The 13,764-nt window shown below is 57.6% G+C and carries 12 protein-coding genes and 1 tRNA gene; 11 read left to right on the top strand and 2 right to left on the bottom strand.

Annotation, left to right across the window (positions count from 1 at the left end):
- Positions 1-3: 3 nt before the first annotated feature.
- Both AC5LBQ_RS02295 and fliW read left to right on the top strand, forming a co-directional pair.
- Positions 4-981: a flagellin N-terminal helical domain-containing protein gene (locus AC5LBQ_RS02295; RefSeq protein ID WP_493264533.1), complete on the top strand. Its 978-nt coding sequence runs from the start codon at positions 4-6 to the stop codon at positions 979-981.
- Positions 978-1,430 carry a flagellar assembly protein FliW gene (gene fliW / locus AC5LBQ_RS02300; protein ID WP_493264507.1) on the top strand — a complete coding sequence of 151 codons (453 nt, stop codon included), beginning with the start codon at positions 978-980 and terminating at the stop codon, positions 1,428-1,430. The genes AC5LBQ_RS02295 and fliW overlap by 4 nt, the downstream gene beginning before the upstream one ends.
- Positions 1,431-1,496: 66 nt before the next feature.
- Here the strand turns inward: fliW and purD are convergent, their stop codons facing one another.
- Entirely contained in the window at positions 1,497-2,759 is a 1,263-nt protein-coding gene (gene purD / locus AC5LBQ_RS02305; RefSeq protein ID WP_493264508.1) for a phosphoribosylamine--glycine ligase, read from the bottom strand.
- 80 nt (positions 2,760-2,839) lie between these two features.
- Here purD and tmk point away from each other — a divergent pair, with 80 nt between their 5' ends.
- The 6 genes from tmk to AC5LBQ_RS02335 all read left to right on the top strand — a co-directional run bounded on the left by tmk (position 2,840) and on the right by AC5LBQ_RS02335 (position 9,294).
- Positions 2,840-3,559: a dTMP kinase gene (gene tmk, locus AC5LBQ_RS02310; RefSeq protein ID WP_493264509.1), complete on the top strand. Its 720-nt coding sequence runs from the start codon at positions 2,840-2,842 to the stop codon at positions 3,557-3,559.
- Between the two features lie 22 nt (positions 3,560-3,581).
- Entirely contained in the window at positions 3,582-4,892 is a 1,311-nt protein-coding gene (locus AC5LBQ_RS02315) for a DNA polymerase III subunit delta' (protein WP_493264510.1), read from the top strand.
- A gap of 23 nt (positions 4,893-4,915) precedes the next feature.
- Positions 4,916-6,484: an alpha/beta hydrolase gene (locus AC5LBQ_RS02320; RefSeq protein WP_493264511.1), complete on the top strand. Its 1,569-nt coding sequence runs from the start codon at positions 4,916-4,918 to the stop codon at positions 6,482-6,484.
- Positions 6,485-6,603: 119 nt separating this feature from the next.
- Positions 6,604-6,676: transfer RNA gene (locus AC5LBQ_RS02325), tRNA-Thr, on the top strand.
- 501 nt (positions 6,677-7,177) lie between these two features.
- Entirely contained in the window at positions 7,178-8,425 is a 1,248-nt protein-coding gene (locus AC5LBQ_RS02330; RefSeq protein ID WP_493264512.1) for an ATP-binding protein, read from the top strand.
- Positions 8,426-8,955: 530 nt separating this feature from the next.
- Positions 8,956-9,294, top strand: coding sequence for a histone-like nucleoid-structuring protein Lsr2 (locus AC5LBQ_RS02335; RefSeq protein WP_297346335.1), 339 nt, complete (start codon positions 8,956-8,958; stop codon positions 9,292-9,294).
- Between the two features lie 66 nt (positions 9,295-9,360).
- Here AC5LBQ_RS02335 and ispF read toward each other — a convergent pair whose 3' ends face one another.
- Positions 9,361-9,948, bottom strand: coding sequence for a 2-C-methyl-D-erythritol 2,4-cyclodiphosphate synthase (ispF, locus tag AC5LBQ_RS02340; RefSeq protein WP_493264513.1), 588 nt, complete (start codon positions 9,946-9,948; stop codon positions 9,361-9,363).
- A 36-nt stretch (positions 9,949-9,984) separates the two neighbouring features.
- Here ispF and AC5LBQ_RS02345 point away from each other — a divergent pair, with 36 nt between their 5' ends.
- The 3 genes from AC5LBQ_RS02345 to AC5LBQ_RS02355 all read left to right on the top strand — a co-directional run bounded on the left by AC5LBQ_RS02345 (position 9,985) and on the right by AC5LBQ_RS02355 (position 13,685).
- The gene (locus tag AC5LBQ_RS02345) at positions 9,985-11,178 is read left to right on the top strand and encodes a TFIIB-type zinc ribbon-containing protein (RefSeq protein ID WP_493264514.1); all 1,194 of its coding nucleotides are present in this window, start codon (positions 9,985-9,987) and stop codon (positions 11,176-11,178) included.
- An 11-nt stretch (positions 11,179-11,189) separates the two neighbouring features.
- Complete coding sequence (locus tag AC5LBQ_RS02350) at positions 11,190-12,662, top strand: TPM domain-containing protein (protein ID WP_493264515.1); 1,473 nt, start codon at positions 11,190-11,192, stop codon at positions 12,660-12,662.
- 165 nt (positions 12,663-12,827) lie between these two features.
- Positions 12,828-13,685: a phosphatase PAP2 family protein gene (locus AC5LBQ_RS02355; protein ID WP_295028217.1), complete on the top strand. Its 858-nt coding sequence runs from the start codon at positions 12,828-12,830 to the stop codon at positions 13,683-13,685.
- Positions 13,686-13,764 lie beyond the last annotated feature (79 nt).

The raw sequence follows: 13,764 nt of genomic DNA on the forward strand, positions 1-13,764 counted from the left end.
GACATGATTACCCGCATGACAACCTCTATGATGGCTGGCACTACGCTGGCTACGATTCAGCGCAACTTTAACCGCCTGGCTGATGTAAACAAGCAGCTGTCCTCGGGCAAGCGCATGTCTTTCGCCTCCGACGATCCGGCCTCCTCCGTCTCCTCTATGCGCCTGCGCAAGGAGCTGGCGGCTACCGAGCAGTTCAAGCGCAACATCAGCGATGCTAACTCCTGGCTGGCGACTTCGGACGCCGCCATGCAATCCGTTGCGGATCGTTACACGGAAGCCCGGACCTTGCTGATTAACTCCATTGATGGAGCTTTGGGAGACAAATCCCAAGGAGCTCTGGCCGCGCAACTGCGCAAGATTGCCGAATCTATCATGTCGCAGGCTAACTCGACCTATCTGGGTCGCACCGTTTTTGCTGGTAACTCGGATAAGGGCCTGGTGTTTAAGACGGGTCAGAACGCGGACGGGGACACCCTGTTCCTCGCCGCCGAGAAAGACGAAATCACCGCTAAGACTGTTGATCGCCGTATCGACGCGGACACGACTGTGCAAGCCAACGTAGACGGTAACGAACTGTTCGGCACCGGCACTATTAAATGGGACGGCAACACCCTGAACACCGACAACAACCCGTCAGTCATGAACCTTCTGATTGCGGCTGCCCAAATTTTGGAATCCCCGACCGGTCCGGTAGGCGACAACCGCCAGAAGATTGAGTCCATTCAAAAGGAACTGGGCGAACGATTCTCGAAACTCCAGGAAGCGCAATCCGCGGTCGGCGCCCGACACAAGCAGGTTCTGGAAGCGCAAAACAGCGTCATTTTTGACCTGCAGCAGGTCAAAGGCCAGATTTCTGACGTAGAGGATATCGACATCCAAAAGGTCACGATTGACATGTCCCTGGCTTCGATGGCTTATCAAGCATCTCTCAGTTCAACGCAGCGTGTCGTGCAGCCAACTTTGCTAGACTACTTACGATGAGCACCAACGACGAAGTTACCGAACACACTGAACAAGCCGGCGACGGCGAGGAATTTCCGACACTCAAAATCCGGATGGTTCGGCCCATGCCGGGCCTGGAAAGCCACCTGGATTTTAGCCTCTCTGCGGTTGACGAAACTGGGGTTTTGTGGACGCTGAAGTCCATCATTGACCCCAATGTTCGTCTGTTCGCGGTCCCCCCGGTGGCATTCTTTGACGGATACACCCCGATTATTCCCTCCTCCGCGAGGGAACGTGTCGAGATAAAAGAGGGCGAAGAGCCCTTTATCCTGGTCATCGTGCACCCGGCATCCGGTTCGTACCCCCACACGGCAAACCTGCTGGCACCCCTGGTCATTAATCCAGAGAACATGAGTGCGATACAGGTCGTGCTCGAGGATCAGGACTGGCCGTTGCAGGCACCTATCGGCGACCCCAAGGAATCCTAAAATTCGGTTCTCGGTACCACGATGACCTTTCAGCGCCCCGGCATGAGCCGCGGCGCTATAGTGGTTTCAAAACTCGGCAATGTCGGTGCGGTAGTGCGAATTCTCCAGGTTGATGCTCTCTAGTGCCCGATAAGCGCGTTGTCGGGCTTCATTCAAGTCACTTCCCCGCGCGACTACTGACAGTACCCGCCCCCCGTTGGCAACTACCTGACCGGAATCGTCGACCTTCGTACCCGCATGAATAACGTGAACCCCAGGCACCTGACTCGCGGCCTCTAGACCGGTGATGACACCGCCCTTCACAGGTGCCTGCGGATAGCCGTAGGCAGCCAACACCACATTCACCACCGCCTCATCGCTGACCTTGAGCTGTTCAGCCGCCGCCAGGTTACCGTCTGCCGCTGCTGCCAACAGCGCCAACAAATCCGTGTCCAGGCGTTCCAGCACCGACTGGGTCTCCGGGTCTCCAAACCGAACATTAAACTCAACCACCCGCGGACCGCGTGAAGTCAAAGCCAAACCTACGTACAGCAAACCGATAAATTCACAGCCCTGGTTAGCCAGCACGTTACACACCGGCAGGGCGATTTCTTGGGCCACCCGTTGCTCCAGGTCCTCTGGAGCCCACGGTAGCGGCGAGTAAGCACCCATGCCGCCCGTATTAGGCCCCTCGTTACGGTCATAGGCCCGTTTGTAATCCTGGGCAGCCGGCAGAGCAATCGCCTCGTGACCATCACAGATACAGAACACCGAGGCTTCGGGCCCGTCCAGGAATTCTTCAATCACGACAGCGGGCTCGTGGGGATTCGCCATCGCCTCAATACAGGCGGCGGCATGGGCCACGGCGGTATCAAAGTCAGACGTCACCACCACGCCTTTGCCGGCAGCCAAACCGTCTTGCTTCACCACGTAAGGAGTCCCGAAACGCTGCAAAGCATCGCGCGCCTCGTCCAGAGTGCGGCAGGCTACCGAGGCGGCGGTAGCGACCCGGGCCTGCTGCATTATCGTTTTCGCGAACGCTTTCGAGCCCTCCAGGCGGGCGGCCAGACGTCCGGGACCGAAAACTCGGTAACCCGCCTCACGCAGGACATCAGCAACCCCTTTGACCAGCGGGGCTTCCGGCCCAATGACCACCAGGTCGGGACGCAGAGACTGGGCCAGTTCCAGCACCTGTGCAGGGTCATCAGCCACGCATTCCACGTTTTCGCCCACCGCCGCGGTACCGGGATTACCGGGGGCAATCCACAATTTCTCCAACAGATTTGATTTCGCAATAGCCCTGGCCAACGCGTGTTCACGCCCGCCGCTTCCCAAAAGTAAAACCTTCACAATTTCAGTTTAATAGCTTTTTAGGCGGTTCAATAATAGGAGTAAAATTTTGCTTTCGGGTCGACTGTTAGGATGTGGGTATGTCGTTTACAGAAGCGCTCGGAATGGGCGAGTTTCGCCCGCAAACTAACGTTGATTTTGGCCGCGTGGCCGAAATTCGTCCCACCCAGGGTCTGTTTGTGGCGTTTGAGGGCTGCGACGGAGTGGGCAAGACCACCCAGATTGCGCGGGCTGCCTCGTGGGTGCGGGAACAGGGCTGGGAAGTCATCGAGACGCGTGAGCCCGGCGGGACCGACCTGGGGGTGGCTCTGCGCCAGCTGCTGCTGGACGCGGGGGACGTATCGGCTCGCGCCGAGGCGCTGCTGTTTGCGGCTGACCGTGCCCAACACGTGCACAAACTCATCATTCCCGCTATTAACGATGGCAAAGTCGTGATTACTGACCGCTACCTCGCGTCCTCCATCGCCTATCAGGGGCACGGGCGGGAACTCGGTGCCCGGGAAATCCGCGATTTGTCCATGTGGGCGACGGGGGGATTGGTTCCGAATCTGACGGTGCTGCTGGACCTGGACCCTGAGGTCGCGGCGGCTCGCCAAGCTGCCGATGAGTCCCTGGGCAGCCCGGACCGGATGGAACGCGCCGGACTCGACTTTCAAAAGCGCGTCCGAGAGGACTTCCTGCGGATGAGTGACGGCCAGGACACTTGGCTGGTCATTGACGCGAGCCTCCCGGTAGAGGAAATCGCCACCCAGGTGCGGCTACGCCTGGCTCAGCTCCTGCCGGTCATCAAGTCCTGGTGAGCCGGAAAGTTGCGGTGAACCCATGAGTATCAACCCCAGCGGCGGCGTGTGGGCCGAGGTAGCCGGACAAACCCGAGCTATCTCACAGTTCTCCCAGGCAGCCGTGGCCGCCCGAAACCTAATCGCGGCCCCAGACCGCCCTGCTGACGCCGTAAGCTCTGTGGAAAACGCCACGCCAGCTACGCGGACGGACGCAGGCACCAACCTCGCGGCCATGACACATTCCTGGCTGGTGGTCGGCCCGCCCGGATCGGGACGCTCCACCGCCGCCAAAGCCTTCGCCGCCGCCTTGGAATGTGAGGACCCGGACAACCCCGGCTGCGGAATCTGCGCAGCCTGCCGCGACGTGCGCCAAGGCACCCACGCTGATGTCAGCGTCATGACCACCGAAATGGTCGAAATCAAGTTCGATGATGTGAAAGCCCTGGTCCAGCAGGCCTACCGGCGGCCCGTCCGCGGACCGTGGAACATCATCATCATCGAGGACTACGACCGCATGAGCGAATACAGCTCCAACCTGCTGTTGAAATCCATTGAGGAACCGCCCGAACGTACCATCTGGGTGCTGTGCGCCCCCAGCGCCGCTGACGTGCTCTCGACCGTTCGCTCCCGCACCCGCCTGGTGCAGCTCAGCCTGCCCAGCCCTGCCGCCGTGGCGGAACTGCTGGTTCGTCAAGACGCCTCCATCAGTCCCGAATTAGCGGCTGAAGTCGCCGCGGCCGCCGAATCGCACGTGGGACGGGCGCGGGCCTTGGCTTATGACCCGCAGCTGCGCGACGAAAGGGTGGGGATGCTGCGGATGATTTCGCAAATGCACACCACCGTCGAGGCGATATGGACCGCGGCCGCCCTGGTGAAACTGGTAGACAAGCAAGCCGAGGCCCTGCGCGGCGCCAACGACCGGGAGGAACGCGCGAAAGTCCTGGAGGCTTTTGGTTTGGCGGCCGACACGCCCGATTCCCGACTGCCCCGGGATGTGAAGTCAGCCCTGCGGGGAGCTAAGCTCAGCGAGACCGATGCGCACCGGCGAGCCCGGCGGGCCAGCTTTGACACTTGGGATCGAGTTTTGGGCGACATTTCGGGTTTTTACCGCGATGTCATGCTGGCACAAGCGGGGTCGACCCAGCCGCGCATCAATCTGTCTCGACCCGCCGGTGAGCTGGTCGATGCTTACGTAGCTCGTGTCGGTACCGGACCGCAGCCCCTAGCCCAAACCACAGCCCGGTTGGAGGCGATTCGCAGGGCTCGGCGCCGCCTGATGGGAAACGGCAACGCTACCTTGGATATCGAGGCGCTTTGTGTGGAACTGGTGGACCGGAATAGGGCAAAATGAGCTTAGGCGAACGGAAGGAAAACATGAACAAGCTGACAAAAGGTTTCGGGATTGTGGCTGCCGTGGGACTGGCGCTAGCGGGATTGGCAGGCTGCGCCCCACAGAACCCCCTGGCGCAACCTTCCAAACCACCAAGCCCCACCCAAACTGTGGACCAGCCGAACCTCGCCGCGTATTATTCCCAAGACCTGCAGTGGAAGAACTGTGGCGGCGACTTCGAGTGCGCGATGCTGGAAGTGCCCCTCGACTATGACAATCCACAGGGCGAACACGCCAAAATCGCGATGAAACGCCTGAATACCGCCAATCGTGAGACACGTATCGGGACGCTCATCATGAACCCCGGCGGGCCCGGCGGCTCGGGAGTGGAAAACATGAAACCCGAAAACGTGGCCTATTTCTTTAGCGACACGGTGCGGAACTACTATGACGTGCTGGGATTTGACCCCCGCGGAGTCGGGGCTTCCCAGCCCGCCATCGAATGCCGCACCGACCAGGAACTTGATGAGGATAACTCGACCTACTACGACCTGTCTACCGAAGCCGGACGCGCGGCCGATATCGCCGACTATAAAGCCCTGGGGGAAAAGTGCCTAAAGAATTCCCCGCAGATGACCCGTTTTGCCAGTACGGAATACACCGCCCGTGATTTGGACATTATGCGCGCCGCTGTTGGCGACGACAGGCTTTACTACCTGGGATTTTCTTACGGTACTTACCTGGGTGCGATTTACGCGGACCTTTTTCCCTCCCGCGTGGGACGCATGGTGCTGGACGGGGTGCTCGACCCGTCCTTGAACATGAACGAAGTTTCTGCCCTGCAAGCCAGCGGGTTTGAAGCCTCCCTGCGGGAATTCGTGACGCAATGCCAGCAAAAGCACGCCAAACAGTGTCCGCTGCACGGTGATGTTGATTCGGGAATGGCCCAAATCAAATCCCTGCTGGACTCCCTGAAAACCAACCCGATGCCCGCCAAGAGAGGCCGCGAACTGACCGCCCCCCAAGCCTTTACTGGGCTGATCGGCAATATGTACAACACTGCATCATGGTGGCAGCAGCTGTTGCCCGCCCTGAACCAAGCCCTGAACGAGGCTGATGGCACCGGCCTTCTGAACAGTGCAGATTATTACAATGAACGCAACGTGGACGGCACGTATGACAACAACTCCTCCGATGCGTTCGTGGTGATTAACTCACTGGACTATGAGCCGGTCGGCGATATGGCCCAATGGAAAGCGAACGCGGCAAAGCTGGAAGCGGATTATCCCACCGTCGGGGAATTCTTCTCGTACAGTTCCCTCGGCGCGGAAAACTGGCCAGTTAAGGCAAAAACCACGGCGAAACGCGAAGTTAATCCCCCTCTGGAAGAGGACATCCTGCTGATTGGAACCACCGGAGACCCCGCTACTCCGCTGAAAATGGCTCAGCACACTCGCCAGATGATGGATCATTCCAAACTGTTGACCGTGCAAGGCTGGAATCATACGGCATACAACTCCTACGCGCCGGGCTGTGTCAAAACCATCACTGACACTTACCTGGTTTCGGGCAAAATCGAGGCCGCAAACAGCGGAACCTGCCAGGTGGATTAGGTACGTCCGCGGCGCGCTGACGCCGGCAGCAGGGTCTGCCACCGGCCTGTCACCGGTCTGTCACAGTTTGGAACGACCCGTGTTTCAGGCTAAAATGAAACCCGCGCATTTTGCGCACCGCCGCCTTAGCTCAGTCGGCAGAGCGATTCACTCGTAATGAATAGGTCGAGAGTTCGATTCTCTCAGGCGGCTCTGTTTACACAGCGGCTCAAGTTAATTCTCGGGTCGCTTTTTCTGTCTGGAGCTCCACCTAAGACAGTCCACAGGACTGTTTCTTAACGGCTCCGCACCCCGCGCGAGCGGCACACACGCTCCGCGCCGCCGCTCCTCCCACAGGCGGCTCCAGCGGAACTCCCCACCACCGCAATGAATAGGTTCGATGCTCTCAGGCGGCTCCATGTCTTTCGGTGCAACAACAAAATGTGGTAGATATGGTAATCGGATATGGTCGCTCTGCTGACGCTGTGCTGATAAGAAAATTACGAGGCGCGGTAATAACGTTCAATTAGCGTTTCGCTAACTGCACTGGCCTTTACACGCAAATGCCCACCCTAGAAGGCACCTCTTACCGTTGTAGAACCGCAACGTGAGCACTGTAAAACCGCAACGAAACGCTTGTAGAACCGCAACGCGAGTACTGTAAAACCGCAACGAAACGCCCCCTAAACCTCAATGACATGCTAGAATAGCTTCATGATTACTTCTGCAATTCCGCGAAATGCGAGAGTGTTGGCTGAAGAGATTTTAAGCGACACTCCGGTGCTAACAGTGTCGGGTGCGCGCCAAGTCGGCAAGAGCACATTGGTGTCTCAACTGTTGCAAAATCGGAGCCATCGTTTTCTCAACCTGGATAATGCCGCAACTTTACAGGCGGCCCAGACAGATCCTGACGGTTTTGTGCGACAGTTTCCGGAAGGGGTTGTGGCAATTGATGAAATCCAACGAGTGCCGGCATTACTTCGCGCGATTAAGGCAGCGCTCGACGAGGATAGGCATCCCGGCAGATTCATTGTTACTGGTTCGTCTAATCTGATGAATCTGAAAGGAGCGGAAGAATCGTTAGCGGGACGTGCGGAAACTCTGCGTTTACGCGGTTTTAGCCGGGGGGAACGCAAGGGAATCACAGAAGATTTTGCGGCAAATGCCTGGAATCCCTATCCCCAACTACCAGCGTCCGACTTTGAACGCATCGACTATCTGCGCATGATTACCGAATCTTCCTTCCCAGAAATCGCGGAAGCTACCCCGAGGCGGCGCGACCGGTGGGTGCAAGCATATGTGGAACGAGTACTAACCAAGGACGCTACCGATCTGTACGGAATCCAGTATCCCGATCGGCTGCGGGTTTTACTTGGAAAAATAGCCTCGCAAGGCGCCTCAGAATTCGTGGCGGCGCACATCGGGAGGGAACTGAACATTCCAGAGCGGAGCGTTCCCGGATATCTAGACGCCCTAAAGAACGTGTTTTTAATCGATGTTTTACCAGCTTGGGGCACTAATCTAACCAGACGAGTGATTTCGAAACCAAAAGTGTTCCTGCAAGATCCTGCTACGGCGGCCAGTCTCGTAGGTGTCGATGCCGCGTCCTTGGAAATGCAAATCTCCAGTTCCTTCACCGGTGGGCTACTTGAATCTTTCGTGGCCACCGAACTCCTGAAACAACAGGAGTGGTCAGCGATACCTTTCAAGTTGTTCCACTTCCGTGACTCCACCGGCAAAGAGGTCGATTTGGTCATGGAGTCACGCAACCGCGAGGTCGTAGGAGTGGAGGTCAAAGCCGCAGTCAGTTTGCAGGGCAAAGACTTCTCTGGGTTGCGTCACCTGCAAAAGCTAGCCGGCGAAAGGTTTAGATGTGGAATCTTACTCTATGCCGGAAAAGAATCCCTGCCGATGGGGCCGGGCCTGTGGGCAATGCCCATATCTGCTCTATGGAGTGTTTAACGGCCTGGGGTGTCTTATCGCTCACCTGGTGCCGGATGGAATCTAGATGTGTGAGGTAGCGAGGGCTTTTTTGAGTCCTATGGCTTTCATGATTTATGTGATTGACGCAGAGGATGGGTAGCCGTCATTGCATAATGATTTGTAGAGAGATTCGCGGGTGAAGATGTGGAACTTGTTGATTACCTTGACTATCACTGAGGAGGATGAAAAATGAGCCGAGGTCATTTTAATAACTGGATATTGACGCAGTGAGAAAACTCCAGTTTCCGCACACCAGCTCGACAGCACATTTCCTGAACTCCAGGAAATGCTTCCTAGGGATAAACCAATCCTCTCAAAATACTCAAATTCATGACCTAGGACTTACCTTGTGGCACAATTTGCATAACGGAGTAGTTTATTCAGGTTTATTATGCATCCAAGCACAATTGTGCTTTGAAAATTTGTTACCCCCAGCCGGGTTGAATTATTTATTCTTCGATGTCTAATATAGAACCGTTCATCCACTCATACTTTTGGAGGGCGCCATCATGGCCAAGAAAGTAAAAACCATCCTCATTGACGATATTGACGGCTCAGACGCGGTCGAGACAATCACCTTTGGCTTAGACAACGTCAACTACGAAATTGATCTAAACGAAACCCACGCTAAGGAACTGCGCGACAGCCTGGAGCGCTGGGCCGATGCTGGACGTAAAGTTTCGGGCCGCCGCCGCCGCGGAACTGGCCCGGCGGCCAACAACGAAGTCCGCGAACTCAACCGCCGCGTGCGCGCTTGGGCTGGCGAAAAAGGAATCCCGGTCAATGACCGCGGCCGAGTTCCGCAAAAACTCATCGACCAATACCGCGCCGCCACCGGCGACAAGTAGAGGCTATTCCGCTTAAAAACTTCACAACACGTAAGGACTGACCGTCCGGCCTATTGCGGCGAAACTTTATTCACGACGCAATAAACAGATTGCCAGGGCGGCCAGTCCTTCGCAATTCCCCGTAAAACCCATGCGATCAGTCGTCGTTGCCGAAAACGACACCGGAGCCCCCAGGATATTGCCCAACGCCGCCTCGGCTTCAGCGTAACGCGGACCGAGGCGCGGCTCCTGACCGATAACGGTCACGCCGGCATTAACCACCGACCAACCGGCCTCGTGCAACAACCGCATCGCCGCGCTTAAGAACACTTCCCCGCCGGCTCCGGCAAACTCCGGGCGAGACACCCCAAAGTTCGTGCCCAAGTCGCCCAACCCAGCGGCTGAGAGCAGGGCATCGGCCAAAGCGTGTGCGGCCACGTCTCCGTCCGAATGCCCCTCCAGCGGCGCATGCTCAGGAAAAGACAGGGTCCCCACCTTGAGCGGACGGCCCGCCACCAGCTCACCGGCAGCAAAACGATGCGCGTCAAAACCCTGGCCAACTCGGAAATCCATGAATAAAATCCTAATTGCAATGTTGGTGGTATTTAACCCTTTTGGGTGGTGTATTCCCCTGACCAGCACTTTAGTCTGGGGATAATAGCGAATTATGCTCATCCCCAAGCGGATACAAGCTAAGGAGGCCAGTCGATCGTGAGCGATGTGCAGCTAAAATGTCCGTCCTGCGGTGCTCCCATTAATTTTGATGTGCCCAGCGGCAAGATGAAGTGCAGCTTTTGCGGGGCTTCATTCACAGTCGAGGAGGTAAACCAGTTCAACGGTATCTCCCAAGCCAACGCGGAACTCGATGCCGCGCACGCTAAACAGGCGGGGACAACGGGGGCCACCGGCGGGGCCGGAACCGCTGCGAGCCCGGAAACGCAAATCTCCACCACTCCTGCCGAGGGTCAACCCGGCTGGATTGAGCCCCCGCCCACCTATCTGGACGAAGCTACCGGACAGCAAATGGCTCAGTTCCAATGTAATTCCTGCGGTGGGGAAATCATTGGTTCGCCCGATATGGTCAGCGCCCGATGCCCCTGGTGCAATAACAACTTCGTGGCGACCGGACAGCTGACCAGCACCCGCGTCCCCGACCGGATGATTCCTTTTGCGATGACCAAGGAACAGGCCCTGGAGGCTTTCAAAGCCAACATGAAGGGGCTGAAACTCATTCCCAGAGAGTTTAAGCAGGTCAGCGTCGACGACATCCAAGGCGTATACGTGCCTTACTGGCTGTATGACGCAACGGTCGCGGGCGAAGGCAACTTTAGTTGCGAAAACATCCGCACCTGGACCGATTCGGAATACGAATACACCGAACATCGGGAATATCAGGTGTATCGCAGCGCCAACGTCGCTTTCTTGGACGTGCCGGTAGCGGGCACCACGAAAGTAACCGATAAAATCACGGAATCCGTCGAACCTTTTGACTACACCAAGTCGGTCGCGTTTTCCCCCGCCTACCTGACAGGCTTCATGACCAACAAATATGACGTGGACGCACAAGACGCCAACCCCCGCGCTTTGGAACGCATGAAAGACTCCACCGAGGAAGTGCTGCGGAACTCAATCAGCGGCTACGACACAGTCTCGACAATCAACACTTCCATCCAACCGGCTTTCGGTGAACTCGAATACGTGTTCCTGCCGATGTGGCTGATGAATGTCAAATTCCAAGGCAAAAACTACAACTACGCGATGAACGGGCAAACCGGCAAGTTCGTGGGTACGTTCCCGGTATCCGAGCGCAAGTACTGGACCGGCCTGATAGGGATTGCCATCCCCATCGCCATCATTTTTGGCGCCATATTTATTCCGTTCCTGATGCCGTTGATTTTCGATTGAGGTTAGAAATCATGAATATGCGTAAGAAAATCCTTTTTTCCGCTGGCGCACTAGCGGTGGCGTTGGCTCCGGCGGTTGGTTTCGCCCTGCCCGAGGCAGCGGGCACAGAAGTCAGCCCTACCGCAGTTTCCGGGTCGGCCCCGGAGCGCGTGGTGCGAGGCGAAACGTCCAATACCGAGTTTATCTATGACGACGCGGATTATTTGGATGCCAATCAAGAGGCGAGGCTCACAAACATCGCGAAAGCGGTATGGCAGACTTCCGGTCACCGCATTATCTACATTTCCACCACCGATCCGGCTATGGAGGACGACCCCGATGCCTGGCTCGACGATTACGCAAAGGCCCACAATATTTCGCTTGACTCCGTCATTTTGGTGGCCGGAGGCGTGAACTACACCACCACTGACGGGCAAACCTCTGACGCGATTTCTGACGCGGACTGGGAACAGTTGCTGAAAAAGTCTAAAACCGCAGCAGACACGCATACCAAGCGTGCCGACAGTTTCTTTATGACTTTTGCCGATTATCTGAACAAGCATCCTCTGGAGAGGGCGGGTAGCCCCGCGGCGGCGTCACAGCCGACCGACCAGACTCCGCCCCCGGAGGAGCCAGAAACCCCGGAGGCCAGTAACGAACCGGCTGATTCCGCGGAACTGACTCAGACCGAATTCGGCGACATCATCAAATTCCCTGATGAGGGACAGGTTCCTTACGTGGGCGGACAGCCTGACGTGAAATCCGCAGCGCCTTTCATCCGCGACCACTCCGGGGTGTTTAGCAAGTCAAAGATTGCCGGCTGGGAAAAGCAAATGACCGCCCTGGCTGACAAGTACGGGATTGCACCCTATATCGTGACCGTGGACGATTTCAGTAATCAGACCCCGCAACAGTGGGGAGCGAACTACTACAACGCTAACCAGCTTGGCCTGGGGGAAAAGGATGCCAACGGGGTAATCATGGTCATTAACCCCACCTCGCGCGATCTGTGGTTCCTGGGTCACGGGGACGGTGAAAAAGCCTTTACCGTCTATGGCATCGAAAAGCTCTATGACCACGTCAAACAGCCCTTGGGCGATGACGACTGGGACGAAGGCGTAGAGGTCTACCTGACCCAAGTGGCGGATTACCTGGAACAATGGAAAGCCGGGACACCCTACAGCGAGAGTCATCCACTACCTCACCCCATGACCCTGGAGTCCACCGCTGCCGGTGCCGCCGGGGCGGCAGCCCTCGGTGGCGGTGCCGGGACTCTGGTGATGCGCCGGATCAGGAAGAAGCACGATACGGCACAGCTGCAGTCGGGAGCGACCTATTACGTCGTGCCTGGTTCGGACCAGATTACGGGCTCTAACGATGTCTTTGTGAACGAATACACGACCCAAGTCTTGCGTCCCAAGAGCAGTAGCAGCGACTCCGGTTACAGCGGCGGCTCGTTCAGTTCCGGGGGCACGTCGTTTAGTTCCGGGGGCGGTAAGTTCTAAGTTCACGGCCCAAGGGCGGTAGCGTGGCGTACCCAGCGATGTTACGTGTCCGGTGGCGCGGCGGCCCACCGGCAACCGCCACACCCGCCCGTTAACCCCGCTTGTGAACAGGCATGACACGCACCGCGCTGGCAACGCCCCTCATAACCGACCTAAGATTGACACGTGAGTGAGGTTCCGGCGCCGCGGCTAACCCGCAACCAGTTTTTTCGGCTGGTTGCGGCTGTGGTCTGCGCAATCCTCACCGCGATTATCGCCCAGCAGTCCCTCGCTACCGTCAAGGGACAAAACTTTGACGGCCTGACCCGGTTTGCGGTCAGCCTCGGCAAACCGTTCCTGTTCGGGGCGGATACGGCCGCGCTGGACACCATTTCTATGGGCGCTCTCATCGCGCTGACTGGTGTGGTATTTTTGATAGCCGCCGCCCGGAAACGGCGCGAACTGGGAATTCGTGTGCTGATTTTGGTGGCGGGCGCGAACTTGACCACCCAGATCCTGAAGCACTGGATTATTCACCGCCCCGCGCTGGGCGTCGATTACCAAGGTTTAGCAAACTCGCTACCCAGCGGACACACGACAGTAGCGATGACGGCGGCGATTGGAATCGTCATGGTCGTCGTGCCCAAGTGGCGTTCCGTAGCCGTGTTTGTCGGCTGGCTCACCACCAGTTTTGTCGGCATTGCCGTGATGCTCAACCAATGGCATCGCCTCTCCGATGTACTCACTGCCATTCTCATTGCGGCCGCCTGGGGCTTGGTGCTGACTCCCCGGGAGGCCACCGACCGCCGTTTCGGCCACACCCACCGCGTTACCCTCCTGGTTTCTCTGGCCGCCACCCTCATCGGGGCTATCGGAATTGGTGTGATTTGGCTGCGGATGACCGACATTCCCCTGTCCGAGGCCGCTCTGCAAGCCGCCTCCAGAACCCCGCTCGGTTTGGCGACCGGCGGCGCCTCCGTGCTGACCATCATCGGCCTGGCCGGCTTGGTCCTGGCGATGGTCAACACGCAAGCCCGCCATTAAAACCGACCGGGGCGGTTTCACCCTTTTGGGTGGTTACTCGCCCACGGCACGCCGATACCCTGTGAGAGTCCGTTATATC

The sequence above is a fragment of the Mobiluncus sp. genome (assembly GCF_985070215.1).